Annotated in this window: 19 protein-coding genes; 8 read left to right on the forward strand and 11 right to left on the reverse strand. The window is 62.6% G+C overall.

Annotated features, from left to right (window positions below):
* Nucleotides 1-284: 284 nt before the first annotated feature.
* Nucleotides 285-1,916 (reverse strand): AMP-binding protein, encoded by a 1,632-nt coding sequence (locus ACP7CZ_RS01450; protein ID WP_294196156.1) that lies wholly within the window; start codon nucleotides 1,914-1,916, stop codon nucleotides 285-287.
* Nucleotides 1,917-2,066: 150 nt separating this feature from the next.
* Here ACP7CZ_RS01450 and ACP7CZ_RS01455 point away from each other — a divergent pair, with 150 nt between their 5' ends.
* The 4 genes from ACP7CZ_RS01455 to ACP7CZ_RS01470 all read left to right on the forward strand — a co-directional run bounded on the left by ACP7CZ_RS01455 (nucleotide 2,067) and on the right by ACP7CZ_RS01470 (nucleotide 7,740).
* A complete protein-coding gene (locus ACP7CZ_RS01455) occupies nucleotides 2,067-3,230 on the forward strand; it encodes an isovaleryl-CoA dehydrogenase (RefSeq protein WP_032896578.1) in 1,164 nt (387 codons plus the stop codon).
* 12 nt (nucleotides 3,231-3,242) lie between these two features.
* Nucleotides 3,243-4,850, forward strand: a complete 1,608-nt coding sequence (locus tag ACP7CZ_RS01460) for a carboxyl transferase domain-containing protein (protein WP_294196152.1) — start codon at nucleotides 3,243-3,245, stop codon at nucleotides 4,848-4,850.
* Between the two features lie 161 nt (nucleotides 4,851-5,011).
* The gene (locus ACP7CZ_RS01465; RefSeq protein WP_034127920.1) at nucleotides 5,012-5,818 is read left to right on the forward strand and encodes a gamma-carboxygeranoyl-CoA hydratase; all 807 of its coding nucleotides are present in this window, start codon (nucleotides 5,012-5,014) and stop codon (nucleotides 5,816-5,818) included.
* Nucleotides 5,815-7,740 (forward strand): acetyl/propionyl/methylcrotonyl-CoA carboxylase subunit alpha, encoded by a 1,926-nt coding sequence (locus ACP7CZ_RS01470; RefSeq protein WP_057974932.1) that lies wholly within the window; start codon nucleotides 5,815-5,817, stop codon nucleotides 7,738-7,740. Before ACP7CZ_RS01465 ends, ACP7CZ_RS01470 begins: the two co-directional genes overlap by 4 nt.
* Here the strand turns inward: ACP7CZ_RS01470 and ACP7CZ_RS01475 are convergent.
* Nucleotides 7,737-8,372 (reverse strand): LexA family protein, encoded by a 636-nt coding sequence (locus ACP7CZ_RS01475; RefSeq protein ID WP_054897276.1) that lies wholly within the window; start codon nucleotides 8,370-8,372, stop codon nucleotides 7,737-7,739. The two genes, ACP7CZ_RS01470 and ACP7CZ_RS01475, sit on opposite strands and share 4 nt — an antisense overlap.
* Before the next feature lie 178 nt (nucleotides 8,373-8,550).
* On the opposite strand from ACP7CZ_RS01475, the gene ACP7CZ_RS01480 reads away from it, so the two are divergent.
* Complete coding sequence (locus tag ACP7CZ_RS01480) at nucleotides 8,551-8,844, forward strand: DUF6124 family protein (protein ID WP_186527194.1); 294 nt, start codon at nucleotides 8,551-8,553, stop codon at nucleotides 8,842-8,844.
* A 465-nt stretch (nucleotides 8,845-9,309) separates the two neighbouring features.
* Nucleotides 9,310-10,461 carry a M14 family metallopeptidase gene (locus ACP7CZ_RS01485; protein ID WP_054897275.1) on the forward strand — a complete coding sequence of 384 codons (1,152 nt, stop codon included), beginning with the start codon at nucleotides 9,310-9,312 and terminating at the stop codon, nucleotides 10,459-10,461.
* Nucleotides 10,462-10,619: 158 nt separating this feature from the next.
* Here ACP7CZ_RS01485 and ACP7CZ_RS01490 read toward each other — a convergent pair whose 3' ends face one another.
* Both ACP7CZ_RS01490 and ACP7CZ_RS01495 read right to left on the reverse strand, forming a co-directional pair.
* The gene (locus ACP7CZ_RS01490) at nucleotides 10,620-11,159 is read right to left on the reverse strand and encodes a cytochrome b (protein ID WP_032896571.1); all 540 of its coding nucleotides are present in this window, start codon (nucleotides 11,157-11,159) and stop codon (nucleotides 10,620-10,622) included.
* Nucleotides 11,156-12,238 carry a catalase family peroxidase gene (locus tag ACP7CZ_RS01495; RefSeq protein ID WP_294196145.1) on the reverse strand — a complete coding sequence of 361 codons (1,083 nt, stop codon included), beginning with the start codon at nucleotides 12,236-12,238 and terminating at the stop codon, nucleotides 11,156-11,158. The genes ACP7CZ_RS01490 and ACP7CZ_RS01495 overlap by 4 nt, the downstream gene beginning before the upstream one ends.
* Nucleotides 12,239-12,405: 167 nt before the next feature.
* On the opposite strand from ACP7CZ_RS01495, the gene ACP7CZ_RS01500 reads away from it, so the two are divergent.
* Together ACP7CZ_RS01500 and ACP7CZ_RS01505 are read left to right on the forward strand one after the other, a co-directional pair.
* Nucleotides 12,406-12,912 carry a sigma-70 family RNA polymerase sigma factor gene (locus ACP7CZ_RS01500; RefSeq protein ID WP_034127925.1) on the forward strand — a complete coding sequence of 169 codons (507 nt, stop codon included), beginning with the start codon at nucleotides 12,406-12,408 and terminating at the stop codon, nucleotides 12,910-12,912.
* The gene (locus tag ACP7CZ_RS01505) at nucleotides 12,909-13,646 is read left to right on the forward strand and encodes an anti-sigma factor family protein (protein ID WP_034127926.1); all 738 of its coding nucleotides are present in this window, start codon (nucleotides 12,909-12,911) and stop codon (nucleotides 13,644-13,646) included. The genes ACP7CZ_RS01500 and ACP7CZ_RS01505 overlap by 4 nt, the downstream gene beginning before the upstream one ends.
* Here ACP7CZ_RS01505 and ACP7CZ_RS01510 read toward each other — a convergent pair.
* From ACP7CZ_RS01510 to ACP7CZ_RS01540, 7 genes are all read right to left on the reverse strand, one after another.
* Nucleotides 13,643-14,644 carry a Csu type fimbrial protein gene (locus ACP7CZ_RS01510; protein WP_175550960.1) on the reverse strand — a complete coding sequence of 334 codons (1,002 nt, stop codon included), beginning with the start codon at nucleotides 14,642-14,644 and terminating at the stop codon, nucleotides 13,643-13,645. The genes ACP7CZ_RS01505 and ACP7CZ_RS01510 overlap by 4 nt on opposite strands.
* The gene (locus ACP7CZ_RS01515) at nucleotides 14,641-16,989 is read right to left on the reverse strand and encodes a fimbria/pilus outer membrane usher protein (protein WP_294204153.1); all 2,349 of its coding nucleotides are present in this window, start codon (nucleotides 16,987-16,989) and stop codon (nucleotides 14,641-14,643) included. Before ACP7CZ_RS01515 ends, ACP7CZ_RS01510 begins: the two co-directional genes overlap by 4 nt.
* Nucleotides 16,990-17,061: 72 nt before the next feature.
* The gene (locus tag ACP7CZ_RS01520) at nucleotides 17,062-17,850 is read right to left on the reverse strand and encodes a fimbrial biogenesis chaperone (RefSeq protein WP_054897270.1); all 789 of its coding nucleotides are present in this window, start codon (nucleotides 17,848-17,850) and stop codon (nucleotides 17,062-17,064) included.
* 26 nt (nucleotides 17,851-17,876) lie between these two features.
* Nucleotides 17,877-18,365, reverse strand: coding sequence for a Csu type fimbrial protein (locus ACP7CZ_RS01525; RefSeq protein ID WP_054897269.1), 489 nt, complete (start codon nucleotides 18,363-18,365; stop codon nucleotides 17,877-17,879).
* Between the two features lie 2 nt (nucleotides 18,366-18,367).
* Nucleotides 18,368-18,910, reverse strand: a complete 543-nt coding sequence (locus ACP7CZ_RS01530; protein WP_003192220.1) for a Csu type fimbrial protein — start codon at nucleotides 18,908-18,910, stop codon at nucleotides 18,368-18,370.
* Between the two features lie 18 nt (nucleotides 18,911-18,928).
* Entirely contained in the window at nucleotides 18,929-19,474 is a 546-nt protein-coding gene (locus ACP7CZ_RS01535; protein ID WP_072446082.1) for a spore coat protein U domain-containing protein, read from the reverse strand.
* Nucleotides 19,468-19,968 (reverse strand): Csu type fimbrial protein, encoded by a 501-nt coding sequence (locus ACP7CZ_RS01540; RefSeq protein WP_425049066.1) that lies wholly within the window; start codon nucleotides 19,966-19,968, stop codon nucleotides 19,468-19,470. The genes ACP7CZ_RS01535 and ACP7CZ_RS01540 overlap by 7 nt, the downstream gene beginning before the upstream one ends.
* Between the last annotated feature and the right edge of the window lie 167 nt (nucleotides 19,969-20,135).

The following is a 20,135-nucleotide window of genomic DNA, read 5'->3' on the forward strand; positions in this document are numbered from 1 at the left end:
AGAAGCAGGTCAGCGTTCAAAAAAATACGTTTGCTCTTGACCCCGGATGGGGGTCGCCAAAAAAGCGGTACGGGCCACGGCTACCAAAAACAACAACAGGCCGCCCCTCAATAATAAGAAAAGAGCACGCAACGACAAATTAAAGGGGACCTTCGGGTCCCCTTTGTGCTTTCTGGGTTTAACTATTTTGGTGGCGCAGCAGGTTCGCGGGGTATCAGGTAGATGTGGGCCGGCAGTCAGGCCGCCATCGCAGGCAAGTCAGCTCCCACAGGGGGTTGACGTTGTCAGCGCGCTTGCAGCTCCTGGATGGAAATCTCGCGCATGCGAAACTTCTGGATCTTGCCCGTGACTGTCATCGGAAACTCATCCACGAATTTGAAATGCCTGGGCGTCTTGAAATGGGCGATGCGGTCCTTGCACCAGCTCAACAACTCCAGCTCGTTGGCCACTTGACCGGGATGAAACTTGATCCAGGCAACAATCTCTTCGCCATAACGTTCATCCGGGATGCCAACGATCTGCACGTCCGCCACGGCCGGATGAGTAAAGAAAAACTCTTCCAGCTCCCGCGGGTAAACGTTCTCGCCACCGCGAATGATCATGTCCTTGTTACGCCCGGCGATGCACACGTAACCCTGCTCATCCATGGTCGCCAGGTCGCCGGTGTGCATCCAGCCGGCCTCATCGATGGACTCGCGAGTGCCGTCAGGGTTGTTCCAGTAACCCAGCATCACGCTGTAGCCGCGGGTGCACAGTTCACCGATCACGCCACGGGCCACGGTGTTACCGGCCTCGTCGACAATCTTGGTTTCCAGTTGCGGTTGGGTGCGGCCCACCGTGGTGACACGCCGTTCGATATCGTCATCTGCGCCGGTCTGCAGCGACACCGGGCTGGTTTCAGTCATGCCATAGGCAATCTGCACCTCTGCCATGTGCAGCTCATGGATGACCCGACGCATCACCTCGATCGGGCATGTCGCCCCGGCCATGATCCCGGTGCGCAGGCTGGACACCTCGAACTCGGCCCGGCGTGGGTGATCGAGCAGCGCGATAAACATGGTCGGCACGCCATATAAGCCGGTGGCTTGTTCTTCGGCGACGGCGCTCAGCGTCAGCAACGGGTCGAAGCCGTCATTGGGGTAGATCATGGTGGTGCCGTGAGTGATACAACCGAGGTTGCCCATGACCATGCCGAAGCAGTGGTACAGCGGCACTGGGATCACCAGGCGGTCCCCTGCCGTCAGGCCCAGGCTTTCACCGACCATGTAACCGTTATTGAGGATGTTGTGGTGACTGAGGGTGGCGCCCTTGGGGAAGCCGGTGGTGCCGGAGGTGTACTGGATATTCACGGGTTGATCGAAATGCAGGCTGGCCTGGCGGCTGTGCAGGTGCTCGGGCGGCACGCCTGCGCCAAGCGCCGCCAACTGCGACCAGGGCATGAATGCCGGCGGCGGGCTGGGGTCTAGGCTGATGAGGCCGCGCAGCTCGGATTTCAACGCCTGGAGCATGGCGTGGTAATCGGAGCTTTTGAACGAACCGGCGCATACCAGCCATTGGCAGCCGGATTGTTTGAGCACGTAGTCCAACTCGCTGCTGCGATAGGCCGGGTTGATATTGACCAGGATCACCCCGAGCTTGGCGCTCGCCACCTGGCAGATCAGCCACTCGGCACAGTTAGGCGCCCAGATACCCAGGCGGTCGCCGGTTTGCATGCCTAGGGCGATGAATGCGCGGGCGTGCAGCTCAACTGTCTCGGCCAGCTGCCGCCAAGTGTAGCGCTGCTGCTGGTGACGCACCACCAAGGCTTCGCCATCTGGATGCTGAGCGACGGTGCGATCGAATGCCTGGCCAATGGTCATGGCCAGCAAGGCCTTGTCCTGGGAGCCACGGCTGTAACTCTGGTTCGGTTGATCCATAACGACCCCTGTTATCTTTTTTGTAGGTTGACGTATACGTAAACTACGATTGACAGCGCCGCAACGCAAGCTTACGTTAACGTAAAGGTGAGCGCCCTCCTCCCGCGCCCTGCCCACACAACAACAAAGCTCACATTAAGGTGCCTGTCCATGAGTTACCCGTCCCTGAACTTCGCCCTCGGCGAGACCATCGACATGCTGCGCGACCAGGTGCAGTCCTTCGTGGCCAAGGAGATCGCACCGCGCGCGGCCCAGATCGACATCGACAACCTGTTCCCCGCCGACCTGTGGCGCAAGTTCGGCGACATGGGCCTGCTGGGCATCACCGTGCCCGAGGAATACGGCGGTGCCGGCCTCGGTTACCTGGCCCATGTGGTGAGCATGGAAGAAATCAGCCGTGGCTCGGCCTCGGTTGCGTTGTCCTACGGGGCGCACTCCAACCTGTGCGTCAACCAGATCAACCGCAACGGGAACCACGCACAAAAACTCAAGTACCTGCCCAAGCTGATCAGCGGCGAGCACATCGGCGCCCTGGCCATGAGCGAGCCGAATGCCGGTTCCGACGTGGTGTCGATGAAACTGCGCGCCGACAAGCGCGGCGACCATTACGTACTCAATGGCAGCAAGACCTGGATCACCAACGGCCCGGACGCCAACACCTATGTGATCTACGCCAAGACCGACCTGGAAAAAGGCCCCCACGGCATCACCGCTTTCATCGTCGAGCGCGACTGGAAAGGCTTCAGCCGCAGCAACAAATTCGACAAACTGGGCATGCGCGGCTCCAACACCTGCGAGCTGTTTTTCGACGACGTCGAGGTACCCGAAGAAAACATCCTCGGCGTGCTCAATGGCGGCGTGAAAGTGTTGATGAGCGGCCTGGACTACGAGCGCGTGGTGCTTTCCGGTGGCCCTACCGGGATCATGCAGGCATGCATGGACTTGATCGTGCCCTACATCCACGACCGCAAGCAGTTCGGCCAGAGCATCGGCGAATTCCAGTTGATCCAGGGCAAGGTCGCCGATATGTACACCCAGCTCAACGCCAGCCGCGCTTACCTCTACGCGGTGGCGCAGGCGTGTGAACGCGGCGAGACCACGCGCAAGGACGCTGCGGGCGTGATCCTCTACAGCGCCGAGCGCGCCACGCAAATGGCCCTGGATGCAATCCAGATTCTGGGCGGCAATGGCTATATCAATGAATTCCCCGCCGGGCGCCTGCTGCGTGACGCCAAGCTCTACGAAATTGGTGCGGGCACCAGTGAGATTCGGCGGATGTTGATCGGTCGCGAACTGTTCAACGAAACCCGCTGAAGGAGCACGCCCATGGCCACCTTGCACACCCAGCTCAACCCGCGCTCGGCGGAATTCGCCGCCAACCACGCGGCGATGCTTGAACAGGTCGACGCCCTGCACAGCCTGCTCGCCCACGTCCATCAAGGTGGCGGCGCCAAGGCCCAGGAACGCCACACGTCACGCGGCAAGCTGTTGCCCCGCGAGCGTATCAACCGTCTGCTCGATCCGGGTTCGCCGTTTCTCGAGCTGAGCCAACTGGCCGCCCACCAGGTGTATGGCGAAGACGTCCCGGCTGCCGGGGTGATTGCCGGCATCGGCCGGGTGGAAGGCGTCGAATGCATGATTGTGGCCAACGATGCCACGGTCAAAGGCGGCTCCTATTACCCGCTGACCGTTAAAAAACACCTGCGCGCCCAGACCATCGCCGAGCAAAACCGCCTGCCGTGTATCTACCTGGTGGACTCCGGCGGCGCCAACCTGCCGCGCCAGGACGAGGTGTTCCCCGACCGTGAGCATTTCGGGCGGATCTTCTTCAACCAGGCCAATATGAGCGCCCAGGGCATTCCTCAGATTGCCGTGGTGATGGGCTCGTGCACCGCCGGCGGCGCCTACGTGCCGGCCATGGCCGACGAAGCGATCATGGTGCGCCAGCAAGCCACCATCTTCCTTGCCGGCCCGCCGCTGGTGAAGGCCGCCACCGGTGAAGTGGTGAGCGCCGAAGAGCTGGGTGGCGCCGATGTGCACTGCAAGGTCTCGGGCGTGGCCGACCACTATGCCGACAGCGATGAACACGCCCTGGCGCTGGCCCGGCGCAGCGTGGCCAACCTCAATTGGCGCAAGCAGGGTGAGCTGCTGCAACGCCCGCCGGTGGCGCCGCTGTACAGCAGCGAAGAGTTGTACGGCGTGATCCCGGCGGATGCCAAGCAACCCTTTGATGTGCGCGAAGTCATCGCACGGCTGGTGGACGGCTCGGTGTTCGATGAGTTCAAGGCCCTGTTCGGCACGACCCTGGTGTGCGGCTTTGCGCACTTGCATGGCTACCCGATAGCGATCCTGGCCAACAACGGCATCCTCTTCGCCGAAGCCGCGCAAAAAGGCGCGCACTTTATCGAACTGGCCTGCCAGCGCGGGATTCCACTGCTGTTCCTGCAAAACATCACCGGCTTCATGGTCGGCCAGAAGTACGAAGCCGGCGGCATTGCCAAGCACGGCGCCAAGCTGGTCACCGCCGTGGCGTGCGCCAAGGTGCCGAAATTCACCGTGATCATCGGTGGCAGCTTTGGTGCGGGTAACTATGGGATGTGTGGCCGCGCCTACGACCCGCGCTTTTTGTGGATGTGGCCCAACGCACGCATTGGCGTGATGGGGGCCGAACAGGCCGCCGGGGTGTTGGCACAGGTCAAGCGCGAACAGGCTGAGCGCGCCGGCAACGGTTTCAGTGCCGAGGAGGAAGCCGCGATCAAGCAGCCGATCCTCGACCAGTATGAAACCCAGGGCCATCCCTACTACTCCAGCGCGCGCTTGTGGGATGACGGCGTGATCGACCCGCTGCAGACCCGTGACGTGCTGGCCCTGGCCTTGTCCGCCGCACTGAACGCCCCCATCGAGCCGAGCCGCTTCGGCGTGTTCCGCATGTAACCTGTAGGAGCGCGCCTGTTGTGGCGAGGGAGCTTGCTCCCGCTGACTGCGCAGCAGTCCCGGCTTTTTTGGGGGCGCTGCGCACCCCAGCGCAAGCAAGCTTGCTCGCCACAACAAGCTCGCTCCTACAGGAGGCCTCTCATTATCATGGAGCTCCTTGCATGAGCGACTTCAACACCCTCGAACTGATCACTGACCGCCGTGGCTTTGCCACGCTGTGGCTCAGCCGCGAAGCCAAGAACAACGCGTTCAACGCCGAGATGATCCGCGAATTGATCCTGGCTCTTGACCGCGTACAAGGCGACCCGTCCCTGCGCTTCCTGGTACTGCGCGGGCGTGGCAAGCACTTCAGCGCCGGTGCCGACCTGGCCTGGATGCAGCAATCGGCCGAGCTGGACTACCACACCAACCTGGACGACGCCCGGGAACTGGCAGAGCTGATGTACAACCTGTCCAAACTGAAAATCCCCACGCTGGCGGTGGTGCAAGGTGCGGCCTACGGGGGCGCGCTGGGCCTGATCAGCTGCTGTGACATGGCCATCGGTGCCGACGACGCGCAGTTCTGCCTGTCGGAAGTGCGTATCGGCCTGGCGCCGGCGGTGATCAGCCCGTTCGTGGTGCAGGCCATCGGCGAACGCGCTGCCCGTCGTTATGCACTCACAGCCGAGCGGTTCGGCGGCCAACGCGCACGGGAGATCGGCTTGCTGGCGGAAAGTTATCCTGCCGAGAGCCTGGATCAACAGGTGGACCAGTGGGTCACCAACCTGCTGCAAAACAGCCCGGCGGCCATGCGTGCCAGTAAGGATTTGCTGCGGGAAGTGGGCAACGGTGCCCTCACCCCCGCGCTGCGCCGCTATTGCGAAAACGCCATTGCGCGCATCCGGGTGAGCGCCGAGGGCCAGGAAGGTTTGCGTGCATTTCTGCAAAAACGTGCGCCAAGTTGGCAAACCCAGGAGCCGCGTTCATGAGCACACTCAACACCGTTCTGGTGGCCAACCGTGGCGAAATCGCCTGCCGGGTCATGCGTACCGCCAAGGCCATGGGGTTGACCACCGTGGCTGTGCACAGCGCCATCGACCGCGATGCCCGCCATAGCCGTGAAGCCGATATCCGCGTCGACCTGGGCGGCAGCAAGGCCACCGATAGTTACCTGCAAATCGACAAGCTGATTGCCGCCGCCCACGCCAGCGGCGCCCAGGCGATTCACCCCGGCTACGGCTTCCTCTCGGAAAACGCCGGCTTCGCCCGGGCCATCGAGGCGGCAGGCTTGATCTTCCTCGGCCCGCCCGCCTCGGCCATCGACGCCATGGGCAGCAAATCCGCGGCCAAGGCCTTGATGGAAACGGCTGGCGTACCCCTTGTGCCGGGTTATCACGGCGAGGCCCAAGACCTGGAGACCTTCCGCGCCGCCTGTGAGCGTATCGGCTACCCGGTGCTGCTCAAGGCCACGGCGGGTGGCGGTGGCAAGGGCATGAAAGTGGTCGAGGACGTCAGCCAACTGGCCGAAGCCCTGGCTTCCGCCCAGCGTGAGGCGCTGTCGTCGTTCGGCAACGGGCAGATGCTGGTGGAGAAATACCTGCTCAAGCCGCGGCATGTCGAGATCCAAGTGTTTGCCGACCAGCAGGGTCATTGCTTGTACCTCAATGAACGCGACTGCTCGATCCAGCGTCGTCATCAAAAGGTCGTGGAAGAAGCCCCGGCACCCGGCTTGAGTGTCGAGCAGCGCCGGGCCATGGGCGAAGCGGCCGTGCGCGCTGCCCAGGCCATCGGGTATGTCGGCGCAGGTACGGTGGAGTTTTTGCTGGATGCCCGTGGCGAGTTTTTCTTCATGGAGATGAACACGCGGCTGCAGGTGGAGCATCCGGTGACCGAAGCGATTACCGGCCTCGACCTGGTGGCCTGGCAGATCCGGGTTGCCCAGGGCGAGGCGCTGCCGATCACGCAAGAGCAGGTCGCGTTGAACGGTCATGCAATTGAAGTGCGGCTGTATGCCGAAGACCCGGCCAATGACTTTCTGCCGGCCACCGGGCACCTGGCGCTGTACCGCGAGTCCAGCCCGGGCCCTGGACGCCGGGTGGATAGCGGCGTCGAGCAAGGCGACAGCGTGTCGCCCTTCTACGACCCGATGCTCGGCAAGTTGATTGCCTGGGGTGAAGACCGCGAACAGGCGCGCCTGCGCTTATTAAGCATGCTGGATGAGTTTGCGGTCGGCGGGCTCAAGACCAACCTGGGCTTTTTGCGGCGCATCATCGGGCACCCTGCGTTTGCCGCGGCCGAGTTGGATACCGGGTTTATCCCGCGCTATCAGGGTGAGCTGTTGCCGACGCCAGGAGCCTTGAGCGATGAGTTCTGGCAAGCGGCGGGCTCGGCGTTTATGCAGAGCTTGCCGGTGGGTGACGGGCCTTGGGCAAGTCACCAGGGCTTTCGCGCGGGCCTGCCTGCCGAGGTGTCGCTGCACCTGAGCTGCAATGGGCAGGATCGGCTGGTGACACTGACCGGGCAACCGTCTCAGTTATGCGGCGAACAGTTGCTGACTGAACATCAGGGCGTGCGCCGTGCTCATCTGGCGGTGCGCAGTGAAGGCAGCCTGTACCTGCGTTGGGACGGCGAGATGCATGCCGTCAGCCTGTTCGACCCGATTGCGGCGGTCGAGGCCAATCAATCCCATCAGGGCGGCCTCACCGCCCCCATGAACGGCAGCATCGTGCGGGTGCTCGTGGAGGTGGGCCAAACCGTTGAGGCTGGTACTCAACTGGTGGTGCTCGAAGCCATGAAGATGGAACACAGCATCCGTGCGCCCCACGCCGGGGTAGTCAAGGCGCTGTTCTGCCAGGAAGGTGAAATGGTAGCCGAAGGCAGCGCGCTGGTGGAGCTGGAAACAGCCGACTAGAACTTCGCCGTGGCTTGCACCACCACACCCAGGAGGCGGCAGCCGTCGCTGAGCAGCACCTTGGGGTAAGTGGGGTTGAGCGGCACCAGGTAGTGCTGGCCGCTTTCTTCCTGCAATTGGCGAAAGGTGGCCTGGGGGTTACCGGCCCATTGGGCCACCACCAGCCTGCCGGGCTCGGGTGCGATGGCCGGGTCAACCAGGATCATCATGCCAGCCGCAATACTCATACCCGTGGGGGCGGTCATGGCGTCTCCCGTCACCGGCAACCAGAATGCCTCGCCTCGGGCGTGGTAATCGGTCAATTCGTAGCGCTCGGTTCTATAAGGCGCACGCTCCTCACGCAGCTCGCAGGCCTGCTTCCAGTCGCTGACCGGGTAGCGGAAATACGGATTGTAGTGGGGGTCCAGTTCCGGCACTTGCGCGGCCCGTTCACGAATCTCCAGCGCCACCTCCAAATACCCCAACCCCAGTTCGGCGAGCACACGGTTCATGTCCGCCAGGCTCGGCACACGGCGTTTATTGAGCCAATGGCCGACGCCGCCCTGGGACATGCCCAGGCGCCGCGCCAGTTCATCCTGCGTGACCTTGCGGTCTTTCATGTTGGCCTTGACCAACGCTATCCAGTTATCCATGGCGCATCACAATACGGCGCCCGTTTTTGCGGGCAATAAACAGTTTGTAGTAATCCATAAAACGACAGGAATACGATACGTACTATCATCAAGCCCAAGGATTTCGACACCCACCGGAGTATTGCCGCTTATGACGACCCGCACGCACCCAACGCCCGAACTGACTGAAGTAAACGACATGTGCAACAGTGGCGCGGCCCAGCGCGCACTGGACTACTACTTGAAAGAAAATCGGTCGACGCCGGATTCGGACGGGGCCATGTTCGCGATCAAACCCGAAGTCAGCCAGGAGGAGGCCCTGATACACGCCTCGGACCTGTTGCGCAGTGCAGCGGCAACCGCCTACGAGTCGGCGTGCACCCATCAGGGCAACCAGCGCGACCTGGCGTTTTCAGTGGTGTATTTGATCGATATGGCGAAGGCGATGGTGGAGCGGTCGTTGCAAGCGCCCAGAGCGGCGGCAAACGCTTAGCAGGCATGAAAGAAAAATATTTCTATCCCACGGATAAAAACATTTGACTTGCAAATGATAATGATTATTATTGGACTCAGCTGATCGCGAGATCAGTCGATAGACCAAGAGACCTTAGGTCGGACTCTTGGAATATCTCCTCATCAGGCTAATCACGGTTTTTGACCCGGCTCTTTGGCCGGGTCTTTTTTTTGCCAGTTTTCCTGGCATGGCTTCAGGCTAATGAAGACTGTGTGTTGCTCGATGGCGCGCATGGTAGCAAAAGACTATCGCCCAAAGAAAGTCGTCCGAGTGCTCTAGCGCGTATCTCTGCGAATTAGCGCTTGAGAATCAATCTCATAGACTCTAAGCTGCGGCGGCGTCACGGATGACGCCCCCTCCCCCTGCAACAATTTTTGCATCCAGGTTTTACCGAACGCCTGTGTAAGATAGCCGCCACATCACTCATATTCAGGCAACCAGACTATGACCGTGGCCTTGACCTCCATCAAGATCAGCACCGACTTCGACAGCGGCAACATCCAGGTCCTGGATGCCAGCGACGCTTATCAGTTGTTGCTGGCAATCAAACCCGACACCCGCAGCGATCACTACCAATGGTTCCACTTCAAGGCCGAAGGCATGCACGTGGGGCACACCCATACCTTTCGCTTGAGCAACGCAGGGCGCTCGTCCTACAAGCATGCCTGGAGCGGCTACAACGCCGTGGCGTCCTACGACCATATCAACTGGTTCCGGGTACCTACGCGCTTTGATGGCGAGATCCTGCACATCAACCTCCAGACCCGGGAAAAGCACGCCTGGTTTGCCTACTTCGAGCCCTACAGCCGTGAACGCCATGACTGGTTGATCGAGCAAGCCCTGAAGTACGCCGGGGTCACCCTGCTGGCCACCGGCAAGAGCGCTGAAGGCCGCGATATTCAACTGCTGCGCCGAGGCAAAGGAATCGAGGGCCGGCGCAAGGTGTGGATCATCGCCCAGCAGCACCCCGGGGAACACATGGCCGAATGGTTTATGGAGGGCGTGATTGAGCGCCTGCAAAAGGACGGCGACGACGAACTGAAAAAACTGCTGGCCGTCGCCGATCTGTACCTGGTACCAAACATGAACCCGGATGGCGCCTTCCACGGCCACCTGCGCACCAACGCCATGGGCCAGGACCTGAACCGCGCCTGGCAAAGCGCCAGCCAGGAACTCAGCCCCGAGGTCCTGTTCGTCCAGCAACAGATGGAAAAGTACGGCGTGGATATGTTCCTCGACATCCACGGCGATGAAGAAATCCCCTACGTGTTCACCGCCGGCTGCGAAGGCAACCCTGGCTACACCCCGCGTATCGAAGCCCTGGAAAAACACTTCCGCAGCCATTTGAGCCACCTGACACGAGACTTCCAGACCACCCACGGCTACACCCGCGACCTGCCCGGCCAAGCCAACATGACCCTGGCCTGCAACGCGGTAGGAGAAAAATACGACTGCCTGTCCCTGACCCTGGAAATGCCCTTCAAGGACAACGACGACGCACCCAACCTGCGAACTGGCTGGTCAGGCGATCGTTCAAAACAGTTGGGCAAGGACGTATTGAGCAGCGTCGCTGATATCGTCGGGCGTCTGCGCTAACCCCCTGTGACAAGCTTTTTGTGGCGAGCGAGCTTGCTCGCGCTGGGCCGCATAGCGGCCCCATGAAAATCACTGCCGGATCACCTGACACACCGAGCAGGCTGTTTTGGGGCTGCTTCGCAGCCCAGCGCGAGCAAGCTCGCTCGCCACAAGAGCGGTCAATCCTTGCTGCCGGTCATGCTTTGCAAGACACCATCGCGGCGGATCAAACCGTGGAACAACGCGGCCGCCAGATGCACCAGCACGGTGAGAAACAGCAGATAGGCCAGGTAGCCGTGGGCCTTGCGCAACAGCGCGAACAACGGCGCATTCGCCCCCACCAGTGCGGGCAGTTGCAGGTTACTGCTGAGCATCACCGGGTCGCCAGCCGCTGAAATCATCGCCCAACCCAGCAGCGGCAACACCAGCATCAACGCGTACAACAGCACATGGGAAGCCTTGGCTGCGAGCCTTTGCCACACCGGTAAATCCGCTGGCAACGGCGGTTGGCGCGTCGAGAAACGCACCGCCAGGCGCACGATCACCAGCGCCAGAATCGCAATGCCCAGCGGCTTGTGCAGGTGGATCAGCCACTCATGGCGCTCCGACACCGACGCCGCCAGACCCGCGCCGATAAACAGCATGGCGATGATCATCAACGCCATCAGCCAGTGCAACACGCGCGCCAAGGGCGCAAAGAACCGTGGTTGAGCATTCATGGCTTCGACTCCTGAGGGGCGCTGTGCAACGGGCTGACTTCACCGGCGCGGCGCAGGTACGAACTGGCATACGCGGCCGAACGGGCGGCCAGCAAGGGGTCGTTGGAGGCTTGGATACCACTGGGCAGAATCAGCGGGTCAAAGTTGATATCGCGGCAATCACCGTCTGCCTGGGGCTGGCTGCTTTGCAGCACCAACGTGCCGGCGTTGAGGACCTTGTGCGCGCCGGTCCAGGTCTTGCTTGCGTCGTCCAGCGGGTCGCCGGGGTTGGCCAGGGTCATGTTCAACTGCCAACGCAATGGCCCGGCGGCCAGGCGTCGCACCAAGTCCTGCTCGAGGAAGTCACTGCCAGCAGGTGCGGTATCACCCGCCGCGTCCTGGCTCTGGGGCACCACCTCCCAACGCACGGCCTGGCGCGTACCATCGGCAGCCACCAGGTAAAACGCGTTGATGCCGTTATAGGTTTCAGTCGCATAACTGGCCGATGGCTTGGCGGTCTTGACCCAGGCCAGGAATGGCGCTGTCTCGGGGTGTGCGACAAAAAACGCCGGCATGCTTGACGGGTTCGGCTTGCCGGTGGCCGGATCTGGCGCGCCGGCCTTGAGCAACTGGTAGAACGCCTCGGGCGTGCCCACCGGGAACACCGGCATGCTGTTCATCCCCGTACGCCATTGCTGGCCGTTGGCCTGGCTGAACTGCACGGCGAAACTGCGAATCGGCACACTGCTGTCCGGCGCGTAGGGGTTGCCGCTGGGCAAGGCAAAGCGGCCGATGATCGGAGTCTTGGCCTCGCTGAACACCTGGGCGTTGGAATAGGCACGGGCCTCGGTACTGCTCTCGAAATAACCCGCCACGCATACGCCCTTGGCATGGTTACGGCGAAAGCCCGGATGCACGCCGTTATTGATTTCCAGGGCATTGACCAAGGTTTTTGGCCGCAGGCGTTGTGGGTCGAGCGTGCCATTGACGTAGGCAAATGCCCCGGCAACAACCGCAACCACGGCACCGATGCCGGCAAGTCGTGCGATCAGGCTCGCAGTGCTCAATGGAGGACGGGGGGGTGATGAGTGATCTACCATGCAGGAACTCCAGGGCCAGAGGCCTCAGGCTGAAACATAAGGTCGGAGCATTAAGACGAACGCCGATTGGCTCTATTCCCAGGCCCTGGATTTATTTTGCGGGACGGGGAATAACCTTCAACGCCGGACGTCTCTCTAGTCCCAGCGTAGTGACCAGCCAGACGCCCATGCATGAACTCGACGAACAGTTACGTGAACTCATTCCCAGGTTGCGGCGTTTTGCCGTGTCCCTGACGCGCAACAGCAGCAGCGCCGATGACCTGGTGCAATCGACCCTGGAGCGCGCCATCGTCGCCTGGGCCGATAAACGTATCGAGGGCGATTTGCGCGCCTGGCTGTTTTCGATCCTCTACCGCCAGTTCCTCGACGCCCACCGCCGCAACCGCCGCTATGCACGCATGCTCGAATTCTTCACCGGCCGCGATGACGTGCAACCTTCGGTGGAACGCACGGTGCTGGCCCAATCCACCCTGCAAGCCTTCGACCAACTGAACACCGAACAGCGCGCCCTGTTGCTGTGGGTGTCCGTCGAGGGCTTGAGCTACAAGGAAGTGGCCGAGATCCTCAAGGTGCCCATCGGCACCGTGATGTCACGCCTGTCCCGCGCACGCCAAGCGCTGCGTCAACTCAGCGATGGCGAAATGACCGGCCCTGCCCTGCGGAGACTCAAATGATCAGCCTGCCCCCCAGCGAACGCGATTTACATGCCTACGTCGATCACCAATTGCTCGACACTGATCGCCGTGTGCTTGAAACCTGGCTGGCCAGCCACCCCGAAGTGGCGGCCCAGGTACAGGCCTGGCAACAGGATGCGCAGCTGCTGCGTGCGTCATTGAGCGGCGCCCTGCAACAGCCGCACAACCCGGCACTGGACCCGGCGCTGATTCGCCAGCGCATCAAGAAACAGTCCCGTCGGCACCTGGCCACGGCGGCGTTGTTGCTGATCGCCGTGAGCCTCGGCGGGGTTGGCGGTTGGCACGCCCGTGAAGCCACCCAGCCGCCGCTGTTGCCGATGACCGACGCCATGCAGGCCTATCGCCTGTTTGCCCAGGACGGCATCATGCCCGCCGACTACAACGCCCAGGACCGCGGCACCATGCAGGCCTGGCTCGACCGTTATTTCAACCAGGCCCATCGCCTGCCCGACCTGAGCCAAGCCGGTTTCAAGCCGGTCAGCGGGCGCCTGCTCACCACCGACCAAGGCGCGGCAGCCATGGTGCTGTACCAGGACGCCCAAGGCCGGCGCATCAGCTTCTACATCCGCCCGCCGGGCCCGAACAACGGTTTCCTGCCTCGCGGCAGCCGCAGTGCCGATGGCTTGCAGGCCGACTACTGGTCGGGCGGCGGCTACAACTATGCGATGGTCAGCCCGGTGGATCAGGCCGCCGCGTTGCAGACGCCATTCTAGAAACCGACGTCCAGCACCACATTATCCAGATAGGTGCCAGCCGGTGGTGTGGGCTGGTCGGTGTAGACCTTGGCGTTGTAGTTGTACACCTGGCTGCCATTGCCCAAGCCGTTTCCGGGGTTGACCTCGGCCGTGGAGCTGGCCCGCCGCGCCGCGCCGACACTGCCCCAGCGCGTGGTGCCGGCACTTTTGAAAATGTCATAGGCCAGGTAATTGCCGCCGGAAACCATACGTCGCCGGCCGCCGACACTCACCGGGTTCTGGCCATCGCTCAAGCCGACGGTATAGGCGCTGCCCTTGGTGCAGGCGATGTTGATGGTCTGCCCGCTCACCGCGGTAAACCCACTGACCACCGGCGCGCTGCCGAAGCTGATATTCGGGGCGGTGATCTGGCAGTCGTTGGTCACGGTCATGCTGACGGTCAGGGACGCCGTGCCACTGCCAGTGTCACGTCCCAGGCAAATGCCGCCAAGGCCGATCCCCGAGCAATAGTTCCACACCCAGGCGATGCTCAATGTCTCGGTGTACACCCCGGCGGCGACGTTGCTGCCGGTGATGCTGCTCAGGTACAGCGGTACGGTTTTCGCGCCGGGCCCTGCGATCAGGCCAATGCTCTGGGCGATGCCGCCAGCGCCGCCGAAATCGAATTGGCTGCCACGGGTGATGGGATAGCTGGTGCTGTTGTTGCCATAAATCGTATAGCTGATCACATCACCGGTCGGCCCGACCATGCCACTTTGCGACGATGTGATCGTGGCGTAAAAGTGGTCGGTGGACACCAGCAGCGATATCAACGCCGAGGTGCAACTCAACCCCGAATTAGTCGTAGAGCTGGTTTGCGCGGCGGTGCGCACCGTCATTGAGCTGATTGAGCCGAAACTGGCCGGCACGGTGGACGCCACCGAACACGCCGCCATCGCCTGCCCGCAAAACAACAAACCTACGCCATATAACCCTACGCTGCCCCTCACCTGAACACTCCCTGTTCGATGCCTCATTGGCACACTAATGGCCCGATCAAGGGCACGTCCTGTTGCTGCTCATCAATATCGAATGTCGCCTGGCAGGTGCGGCCCTCACCGAGGGTGACCTGCAAGGTGTTGTGCGCGCTGAGGTTTTCCAGATACACCAGGCCATCCCAGCCGACCACCGCCTGGGTGTTGCTTTGCTCGTGCATTACCAAGCTGCCCAGCGGCAACTCCTGATGCTGGCGGTCCACCAGAGTGATGCTTGCAGCGAGCACCCGGCGCAGGGGGAATTCCAGCAAGTAACCGCTGCCACGGCGTACCGATACGCGCTGCTCAACATTGGGGCTTTGCACATTCGCCGGCAGGTTCAAGGGGTCGATCTCGTATTTGCCGCGGTAATAGGCACTGCTCCACGGCACCAGCAAATGGCCGTTGCGGTCGGTCTGGCCCACCAGCTGGTTTTCGTAGCGCACCGGAATCCCGGCAAAGCCTTGGGTGCTCACTACCACAAAGGCGTCATTGATGCGGTTGGCGGCAAAGGTTTCGCCGCCCATCCACACCAGCGAGCCGCTGGCATCGGCCCAGCGCGTCATGGCCTCACTGCTGCCGTACACGCCGGCCTGCAACTGCACCGACTGCAAGCGCCAGGTCAGGTCGGCCTGTCGATAGCTGGGGGCATCGCCCTGGGCATAGCCGAGGTTGTAGCCCACCCCGCCTTCGCTGGGCACCGCGCGGCTGTAGTTGATGCGCTGGCGACTGGCGCCGTCCTTGCTGCGCTCGGTGCTCAAGGCCAGGCTGCCGTTGAGGTCGAACGGGATGACCAGTTGCGCCTGCATGGCCCAGTTGCTGTCACCGATTTCGCGGTTGGCTGACAGATAAAAGCTGGTGTTGCGCCACAACGGCTTGCTCCAGCTCAGGTTGAGCAGGCGCGTGCGCGAGTCGTCCGCCGCCTGCACGTCGAAATAGCCCAGGCCCAGGCTGCCGAAACGTTGGAGGTTGAGGCTCAGGGTCACCTGCTCGCTGCGCTTGCTGAGACTGGCGTATGGGGTATCGACCAGAGTCAGGTCGGCGTAGTCGTCGCGACGTTCCACCCGTTGGTACATAAAGCTGTAGCGCGTGCTGTTGTACTGGTAACCGAGGCTCAGTTGCTGGCCCGTGCGGCTGTCGAACTGGCTCTGGCTGAGGGCGGTATTGAGCACGCCGAAGTTGCCCAGGCGCAGGTTGCCACCGAGCCCGCCGAGGGTCAGGTCGCTGGAGGCTTCAGCGTGGCTCTCCAGAGTCAGGTTATCGGAATAGCCATAGCGGAACGTGCCACTGGCCACGCCCGGTCCGTAGCCGAAGTCCCGTAGGGTGTAGTCACGGCGCAAGGTACCGGCGGCCAGCGAAAAGTCCGTCAAGCCTTGTTGCAGCAAGGTGCTGGTGACGTAGAACGGTACCGTGGTCGACACTTGGCGGCCCAGGGCATCGGTGGTGACCACCACGGCCTCGCCGGCACCGTTGATGAATGGGATGTTGGTCAGGGTGTAGGGGCCGGGTTGCAGTCGCGCGCTGTCGGATTTGTAGCCGTTGATAAACAGGTCCACCGACGAGGGCACCGCCGCCTCACCGGCAAACTGCGGCAAGGGGTACGTGACCAGGTCGGGGCGCACGGCAAAATCCCGGGAAAGTTGCACCCCGCCCAGGCGCACCGAGCTACTCCAGGGCAGCGCGCCACTGATCACGTCGCCGGCCTCGTAGGTCAGCAGGCGCTCATCGTCGGAAAAACGCCAGGTGGTGTCGTAACGGCGGTAACCATTGTTGAGGGTGCCGCCGCTGATTCCATCGGACAGGGTCTGGCGCAGTTGCCCGGTGTTGGACAAGGTGCCCCAGGTGTCGAACAGCCGTACTTCGTTCCAGGCCGCGAGGTAACTGCCGCCATCGTCGGTGTCATTGAAATACACGTCATAGTTGAGCAAGGCGCCGAAGCTGCTCATGGCCTGGGTACGCGGATAGGTATTGCGGTTGCCGATGAACTGTTCCTGCAGCCAGGAGGGCGGCACATCCAGCAGCAGGCGCTGGCCGTTGCTGTCGTAGTCGCTGTGCAGGCCCGGCACCTGGTCCAGGGCCACACTGCCGACGGGCTCACCGGGCAGTTTCATGCCCACGTCCTGCAACGCGCTGGCCGGCACAAACAGCTGGCCGGCGCGCTGCTCGACCGCGATGACGCGGCCGGTGTCCATCTGGTTGACCACCAGTTCCAGAAACAGCTGTGCATCGGCAACTGCCTCCATGCTGCCGGGCGGCGGCGGCAGGTCGCCCGCCATCGCTGCGCCCCACAGCCCGCTTGCCACTGCCACCGACGGCCATAAAACCCGAGCCCAACCACGACTCACCATGGCGTTGTGTCCTTCAATGGACATCTCCATCCTGTTAAAACCCGGGCGTGTGCCCGTTGCGCTACATCACGGCTATCGCGTGGGCGCCAGGCTCTCCAGTTGCGGCGCGCCGTTGACGCGTACCTGCAACGGCTGGTCGGCCGATACGGCATCCGGCACCGGCCAGCGCATGCTCGCGCCCGGCAGCACATAGCCGAGCAAACCGTCCACCAACGGCCGGGTCTGCCCGCCCTGTTTGAATGACGCATCGGTAAGCCGCGCATGCACGGCGCCCTGGTTGCGCACCTCGATGTAGTTGCGCCCTGCCACGTTGACCTTCTGCCAACTCAACTGCGGCTTGCCCGCGCCCTTGGGGTCGCGCTGGCGGGTAGCGTCGTCCTTGCTCCACAGGCCGGCGCCATAGGCAAACAGCGGCACCGAATAACGCATCTGGAAGCGAATCGCCGCTGCCGTGTTCTTGCCCTCCGGCGGTGCTGGCACCTGCAGCGCCGAGGGGATTTCGTCAATGATGATGCGATAGGCCAACTCCTGCCCCGGCGGTACCTCCCGGGTGCGGGTCAGGCGCACCAGTTGCTTCTGGCCCGGCTCGATCTTGGCCACCGGCGGGCTGCCGATCACATCGCGCTGGTTCTGGTACTGCTCGTCGAAACCGTTCTGGCTCCAGGCAAACACGCGGATCTGCAGGTTGGCGGTCTCGGTGCCACGGTTCTCCAGCCACAGCGCGCTGGCCTGTTGGTCAGCCTCCAGCACCGGGTCGATGGGCCAGATCAGCACCGAACTGGCCGCCTGTACAAACCCCGCCGAGCACAACGCCCCCAAGGCGAAACCCGCGGTCCATAACCGTCGCAAAGCACAACCCATGACACCCCTCCTTAAAACCGTTAGCCCTACCACGTCAGCTGCACCTGCAGCGTGTCGCTGTACGTCCCCCCAGGCTGATTGCCCGGTAAAACCACCCGCCCGTAAATCGGCAGGCTGATGTTGCTCGCATCGCTGTAGGTCACGCTGACGCTCTGGTTGATCCCCAGGCTCTGGCTGAACGCCGCATCGCGAAACAATTGGTAAGCCACCCGCGCGCTACCACTGTTGAGCTGCAAGTTACGCCCGGTGCTGCTGTACAGGCCGCCATCCACGCTCATGCTCAGGGCCACGCCCGGCGTGCATTGCAGGGTTACGCCGCCAGTGAGAGCCGCTGTGACCGTGCTGGTGGCCAGGGCCGAATAACTGCCGTAGGCCAAGGTGCCGTAGTTGGCGCCGCCGCCCACGATCAGACAGCCCGGCGTGATGGTCGCACTCACCTGAAAGCTCTGGTTGACCACCGCCGACAGCGGCAACGGCATCGCCAGGCCGATGGCGAGCAACACCCTGGGCCACATCGTTAGAACGTCAGTTCCACGGCCACGGTGTCGGTGTAGGTGCCCGCCGGCAGACCCGCCTTGCCCACCGCCCGGCCGTAAAGGTTGACGGTCTGCGCCACGCCGGTACTGGTGGCGAGTGTCACCACGCCGTCAATCGCCAACAGCGCTGAACGCCCGCTATCAGTGTAGAAATCGTAGGGCACGAAGTTACCCACGCCATCGGCCAGCGCACGGGTGCCACCGGGGGAAGCACCGTCGTGGGCGCCGGCACGCACCTTGATCGTTGGCGCGGTGCCAGCCGAACACAGGATCGACAACGCGCCGCCGGTACCGGTGCCGCCGAGCAACTGGGCGTCGGCATTGGTAAACAGGCTGTTGGTGGTGCCGAAGTTCAAGCTACCGAAATTCAACCCGGTGGCCGCCCCGGAGCCGTTGACCTGGCAACTGGCGATCAAGGTCAGGCTGGAACTGATCTGCCCGGTCACCGTGGTCGCCGCGTTCAGGCTGGACGCCAGCCCCAGGCCCAGGGCACAGAGGCCGATTCGCGATACAAGTACATGCATGATATCCATCCTCATGGTTTACCAATCCAGAGTCACCGTCAGGGTGTCTGTGTAGATGCCGGCCGGTAGGGCCCTGGTATTCGCCACCACGGAACCGAATACCGGGATCGGTACCTGGGCGCCCTGGGTCACGACGAAATTGCGTTGCTGGCCGATCCTGTAGGCACTGCGCCCCTGGGGATCAGCCGACAGTCGATAAGGAATGGTCTGGCGGCCATTGCTCAGGCGCCGCGTGGTGCCGTCGCCATTAGCGCCGCCGTCGATGGTCACCGTGAAACTGCTGACCACCGAGGGGTTGCAGGACACCGACAGCGGCGCCTTGTCGGCATCGGAAATCGACGCGCCCAGCGTGTTGCTCCAGGTCGGCCCCTGGCTGCCGAAATCCATTAGCGCCGTGCCGCCCTCAGGCGTGACCGGCGCGGTTTCCACGTCTTTGCTCACTTCGCAACTGGCGGTGATCACCAAACGCGCGTGGACCTGGCCGTTGACCACCGCCGCCTGCGCGTCATCCGCCAGCAACAGCAGGCCACCCAGGGCCGTCACAGCCAGGTAGCGGCTTACCATGTGACCGTGACCTTGAGCAGGTCGGAATAACGGCCGACAGCGGGAATGCCTTTGAGCGGTTCGATGCGGCCATACAGTGGCAGGTCGACAGAGCCGGTGTCCGGCACGCGGCCACTGATGGGCACGTCCACTGGCAAGGGGATCAGCCGCGCGGCGTCGGCATAGATTCGATAGGGGATGGGCCGACTGGAGGGCGCCGGATTGGCGAGATAACGTACTTCGCCGACGCCGCCATGCAGGCCGCCGTCAACGCGCACTTGGTAAGGCGTGTCGGGGTTACATTCCAGGCGCGGCTGGCGTTGGCTGATCAGGGCCGCACTCAGGGGGCCGGCCGGGTCATCCAGACGCGGGCCGCTGCCGAAATCCAATACGCCAAGTTGCTCGATGCCCGCATTGCGGGTGGTGCCCACCAACTGGCAACCCCGCTGCACGTCGATGCGCACCTCCACCTGGAGTTGCGCAGCAAACACCGTGTTGCAGAGCATCGTGCCCATGACAGCCAATACCGCCGGTCCCTTCACAGCCCCAATTCCTTATACAGGGGTGACAACTGTGTATGAGGTTAGCCAGTTAACGCGAAAGTGCCAGTTTGCATGGCTTGGGGCCCTTTCCTATTGGTCAAACGGCATCGGGCGTCCTACAGTGAGCGACCACCGTAATA

Origin of the sequence: Pseudomonas sp. DWP2-2, from assembly GCF_049897065.1 — a bacterium.
GTDB lineage: Bacteria > Pseudomonadota > Gammaproteobacteria > Pseudomonadales > Pseudomonadaceae > Aquipseudomonas > Aquipseudomonas paracarnis.